The sequence below is a fragment of the Shewanella sp. 11B5 genome (assembly GCF_002836795.1).
In the GTDB taxonomy this organism is placed as follows: domain Bacteria; phylum Pseudomonadota; class Gammaproteobacteria; order Enterobacterales; family Shewanellaceae; genus Shewanella; species Shewanella frigidimarina.
Map to the genome: position 1 here is coordinate 1 of NZ_PJAP01000400.1, position 5230 is coordinate 5230.

Genomic DNA, 5230 nt, shown 5'->3' on the forward strand with positions numbered 1-5230 from the left:
ATGAATTTATATGTGATCAAGTTAACCTTATCCACCTAAAGACTAGGTTAAAGTCTGGGTTATAAGAATTTAATATTCAAAACTGAAAGGGGTTTTCACAATGTCCGATGTATTTCACTTAGGATTAACTAAAAAAATGTTAGATGGCGCTACCTTAGCAATCGTTCCTGGTGATCCAGAGCGTGTTAAGCGTATTGCTGAGCTAATGGACAACGCAACGTTCTTAGCGAGCCATCGTGAATACACAAGCTACTTAGCTTATATCGATGGCAAAGCCGTGGTTGTTTGTTCAACCGGTATCGGTGGACCATCAACTTCTATTGCGGTTGAAGAATTAGCACAATTAGGTGTGAGAACTTTCTTACGCGTTGGCACCACAGGCGCAATTCAACCGCACGTAAACGTGGGTGATGTGATTGTGACTCAAGCTTCTGTGCGTTTAGATGGCGCAAGCTTACACTTTGCACCGCTTGAGTTCCCAGCAGCAGCAGACTTTGAATGTACCACTGCTATGGTTGCAGCATGTCGTGACGCTGGTTTAGAGCCGCACATTGGTATTACTGCTTCTTCTGACACTTTCTATCCAGGTCAAGAGCGTTACGATACTGTTTCTGGTCGCATTACTCAGCGTTATGTTGGCTCTATGAAAGAGTGGCAGTCAATGGGTGTGCTGAACTATGAAATGGAATCAGCTACGCTATTTACAATGTGTGCAACTCAAGGTTGGCGTGCAGCATGTGTTGCCGGTGTTATTGTAAATCGCACACAGCAAGAGATCCCTGATGAAGCGACAATGAAGAAGACTGAAGTAAGTGCAGTGTCTATTGTTGTTGCAGCAGCGAAAAAATTGTTAGCTTAAGCTAACGTTTTAACCATCACGTCAAAACAAGATATTGTGTAAAAACAGATTGTGTTAAGGCTGATGGTGTTAAAACTGATTGCGCAAAACAAATTGCCTCAAATCAATGAGTGTTGAAATGTAATCATTAAAAAAGGTGCCTAGGCACCTTTTTTGTTATCTAACTTATATCAATAGCGGCATAAATTAGAAATGATACTGCGCAATAATTGAATAGGTATTTTGGTCGATACCCGCAACACCGTATTTACTTTGCCAGTAATCATATTCAAAACCCACTAACAGTTTGTTTTGTTTGTGATCACCAAACAATGTTTTACCTAAGTCATACTTTATTTGTGATTGATGTGCAGGTTTTCGTCGTAGCCGTTGTTGTCGGCAGAGAATACCCAATCAATAAAACCATCAAAAATAATATTGGCATTGCCCACTGGCATGTCGATTCTAAATACTGGCGTAAACTGCCAACCATCACTGATATTACCACTGCTTATTGCATCACGACGGTAAGTGTTCAGTTGTAAGTAGCTAAAAAATGCCACGTCAAGGTCCACACCAATACCATAAAGCATGCTGTTAACTGGGCCTTCGCCTTCTTCGTAAGTTAACGCTAAAGAGACATCTTTTATCGCACCAAAGCTCACTGGTTGGCCTAATATTTTGCTAGCACTAAAGCGGGGAGATATTTCGCCATAAGTCGTGCTATCAACACCGTTATTATTACCATTGAAATTAATAAAATCCTGGAATGCAAACCAATCACCATACTTCCAACCACCGGCTGTTTCTAAGGTGATGGTAGTTTGTCTTTCTGATGGTGCTAAGTCATAGTTTTCGCCATGCAAGACAGTTGCGCTAACATCCCACCATTGGACTATATCGTCAGCAAAAACATTTTGTGAGAGTACAAGTGTGGCTAAAAGGCAGATTTTTTTCATTTTTCTTCCGGTTAGTAAAATGATCAGATACGTCAATTTTGACAGTTTAAAGGTAAGTTTTATAGCGATCGAGGCTAAATCTGTGACCTATTATTCCCAATCGTGCACAATGGGGCGCAATATATTCAATATTTTGAAAGAGCACAATTAAAACCGACTAGAATGTACAGATTTCATTGTTTTCATCATCAATATAATCTTATGGCAGGTATTAACACTGCTAGTGTGATGCAACGCATAAAGTGTTTGATTGGCGCTGTTATCTCATTTTAACGAATATCACTATGGTGATAAATAAGACGTCACTTTGCAGCAATATAGATTTTGATAGGAATACTCATTATTAGCGATACACATTCTTGCGGTAATGGTAAGTTGATGAATTGTTGTCCCGTTTACTGTTCGTAACAACGCTTTGACATAATATGTCGCAATAATAAATAAAGCTGTTATAGTGAATTTACGGACATTCTCATTTATGGGGGAGAATATGGAGCTTTCAAATCCGATTGCAGTCTGGCTAGTGCTTGGGCTGTTATTGATGATCTCGGAGATTATCATTCCGGGTGGTATCGTTATTTTATTAGGTGCGGCTTGCGTTATTGTCGCATCAGCACAAGCTGTTGGCATTATTGATGGCTTGGTACAAAGTCTGACATTATGGTTTATGGCTTCAATGGTGTTATTACTGAGTTTTCGTCATGTGACCCAGCGTTTAGTGGGCGGCGATTCTCATGTCGATAATACTGATGAAGAGGCGGATCTCTATAATCAAGTCGCTATCGTTAAACAAGCCATTGGCCCTGGTCAAAAAACCGGTCGAATTAGCTGTTTGGGTACTGATTGGACTGCTTTAGGTGATGGTACTGTGATAAAAAAAGGCACCAAAGTCAGGATCATTTGTCGGGATAATATAGCTTTTGTTGTTGAACCGATTATTGATTCTGTATAGCGATTTAGTTGATAAGCTTTTGTTGCCGTGAGTTGTTACTGTGAGTTGAGGTTATCGAGTACTTAAGTGTCATAAATTCAGTTTATTAAGATATGAATATTGTGTCGAAGTCGTCGTGTTGCGATTGTCGTTAAGTGTTATCTAGGAAAGTCAGATTAAAAGGGAGTAGATATGTTTGTGTTAACAATCGTTTTTTTATTTGTAATGTTTATTTTGTTCAAACTCATGTTAATTGTGCCAATGCGTGAAGTGCATGTTATTGAGCGTTTGGGTAAGTTTCGTACCGTGCTCCAGCCAGGGTTTCATTTTCTTGTCCCTTTTGTCGATCGGGTTGCTTATCGCCACGACACTCGTGAAGAAGTATTAGATGTGCCACCGCAAAGCTGTATTTCAAAAGATAACACCCAATTGGAAGTTGACGGTTTAGTTTACCTTAAGGTGATGGACGGCAAGCTTGCCAGCTATGGTATTGAAAATTATCGCCGTGCAGCGGTTAACTTAGCGCAAACAACCATGCGTTCTGAAATTGGTAAGCTAACTTTGTCGCAAACGTTTTCTGAGCGTGACAGTTTGAATGAATCCATTGTGCGTGAAATTGATAAAGCCTCAGATCCTTGGGGGATCAAAGTATTACGTTATGAGATTAAAAATATCTCGCCTTCAATGAAGGTTATTCACACCCTTGAAAAACAAATGGAAGCAGAACGCCGTAAGCGTGCAGAAATCACGTTAGCGAATGCTGAAAAAGCTGCAATGATCAATATGTCGCAAGGTGAACGTCAAGAAGCGATTAATTTATCTGAAGGTCAAAAACAAAAGCGTATTAACGAGGCTTTAGGTACAGGGCAAGAAATTTCCATTATTGCTAACGCGAAAGCTGAAGGCATGGAAATGATCTGCAAAGCCTTAACAGTAAATGGCGGCAATGACGCTATGAACATGTTACTTAAAGAACAGTTTATTGGCCAAGTGGGAAAAATTTTATCTGAAGCTCAAGTTTCTGTTGTGCCAGCGGAAATGGCCAAGCTAGAAGGCTTTTTTGAAGGTATGGAGCAAGTGACTCATGCCGTATCAAACTCATCAGCAAAAGGAGCACGCTAATGTTGATTAACGGAATTGATACTGATTTGATTGTGATGGCTATCTGGGGCGTTATTTTTGCCATTTTTGTACTAAAATTATTCCAGTCTATTTGTCTTGTACCGACCAAGTCAGCTTATATTGTTGAGCGTTTAGGCAAGTATCACAGCACCTTAGATGCAGGCTTCCATGCACTGATCCCCTTCCTTGATAAAGTGGCTTATATCCACGACTTAAAAGAAGAAACTATTGATGTACCGCCACAAGAATGTTTCTCGAGTGATGAAGTTAATGTTGAAGTGGATGGGGTTATTTATATTTCGGTTACCGATCCCGTTAAAGCCAGTTATGGTATTACCGATTACCGTTATGCTGCTATTCAACTCGCTCAAACTACTACACGTTCTGTGATTGGTACCTTAGATTTAGATCGTACTTTTGAAGAGCGGGATGTGATATCAGCCAAAGTGGTTGAAGTTCTCGACGAAGCTGGCTCTATGTGGGGCATTCGAGTGCATCGTTACGAGATTAAAAATATTACCCCACCAGAAACAGTTAAAAATGCCATGGAAATGCAGGTGAATGCTGAGCGTGAACGTCGGGCATTATTAGCCAAAAGTGAAGGTGATAAGCAGAGTAAAATTAATCGTTCAGAAGGTGTGATGGCAGAAACCATTAACCGCTCTGAAGGTGAAATGCAGCGCCGCATTAATGAGGCCGAAGGTAAAGCGCAAGAAATTCTCACTTTAGCGAAAGCAACTGCAGAGTCGATAGAACGATTAGCGGTGGTTATTTCATCTGAAGGCGGACAAAGTGCATTACGTATGCAACTTGGTGAACAATATATGAAGCAGTTAGATGGTTTAAGCAAACCTGATAGCCGTATTGTGTTACCGGGTAATCTAGTTAATTTTGAATACTGGATGCAAAGTATTGGCTTAAAAGACGATAAGAAATAATCGTTAACACTGCTATGTTCGCCACTACGTGACGAACATTACAATAAAAAAGGTTAGCGATTTCGCTAACCTTTTTTATTGTTTTTACCGCCACCGTCTATTTAAATTATACCTTTACCGCGGCAGTCTGTTTTAATTATGCTTTTACCGCTTTTACCGCTTTTACCGCTTTTATCGTTTTAACAGGGAACCATCTCCCTAAGTAAGTGTTCGCAAAAGGCCTTTGCCACGGGCGATTGAGGACTTTTGGTAGAATAGGCCAAGCTGATGTCGGCAAAGCCAATGCTGTGTTGCGGCAGAACATTGATTAATCGTCCCTGATTTACCGCCTCGTGAGCAATAACATGAGGTAATAAAGCGATACCCGCCCCAGCTAAACATAAGTGATATAACGAGTTAAAGTCGCTGCAGATAACTTTATAATGTGTTGGTACGTTTGCGT

Annotated in this window: 5 protein-coding genes and 1 pseudogene; 4 read left to right on the plus strand and 2 right to left on the minus strand. The window is 40.3% G+C overall.

Going from position 1 to position 5230, the window contains the following annotated elements; translation table 11 throughout:
* Positions 1 to 100 precede the first annotated feature (100 nt).
* Entirely contained in the window at positions 101 to 859 is a 759-nt protein-coding gene (gene udp, locus CXF78_RS09320; protein ID WP_011638840.1) for a uridine phosphorylase, read from the plus strand.
* 186 nt (positions 860 to 1045) lie between these two features.
* Here the strand turns inward: udp and CXF78_RS09325 are convergent.
* Positions 1046 to 1797, minus strand: a pseudogene (locus CXF78_RS09325) (outer membrane protein OmpK).
* Positions 1798 to 2287: 490 nt separating this feature from the next.
* On the opposite strand from CXF78_RS09325, the gene CXF78_RS09330 reads away from it, so the two are divergent.
* From CXF78_RS09330 to CXF78_RS09340, 3 genes are all read left to right on the plus strand, one after another.
* Positions 2288 to 2749: an NfeD family protein gene (locus tag CXF78_RS09330; RefSeq protein WP_011638838.1), complete on the plus strand. Its 462-nt coding sequence runs from the start codon at positions 2288 to 2290 to the stop codon at positions 2747 to 2749.
* A 171-nt stretch (positions 2750 to 2920) separates the two neighbouring features.
* Positions 2921 to 3850 (plus strand): SPFH domain-containing protein, encoded by a 930-nt coding sequence (locus CXF78_RS09335; RefSeq protein WP_102036612.1) that lies wholly within the window; start codon positions 2921 to 2923, stop codon positions 3848 to 3850.
* Positions 3850 to 4788 carry an SPFH domain-containing protein gene (locus CXF78_RS09340; RefSeq protein ID WP_011638836.1) on the plus strand — a complete coding sequence of 313 codons (939 nt, stop codon included), beginning with the start codon at positions 3850 to 3852 and terminating at the stop codon, positions 4786 to 4788. The genes CXF78_RS09335 and CXF78_RS09340 overlap by 1 nt, the downstream gene beginning before the upstream one ends.
* Before the next feature lie 179 nt (positions 4789 to 4967).
* Here the strand turns inward: CXF78_RS09340 and CXF78_RS09345 are convergent.
* The coding region (locus CXF78_RS09345; RefSeq protein WP_257984878.1) for a LysR substrate-binding domain-containing protein at positions 4968 to 5230 on the minus strand (263 nt) is incomplete at its 5' end.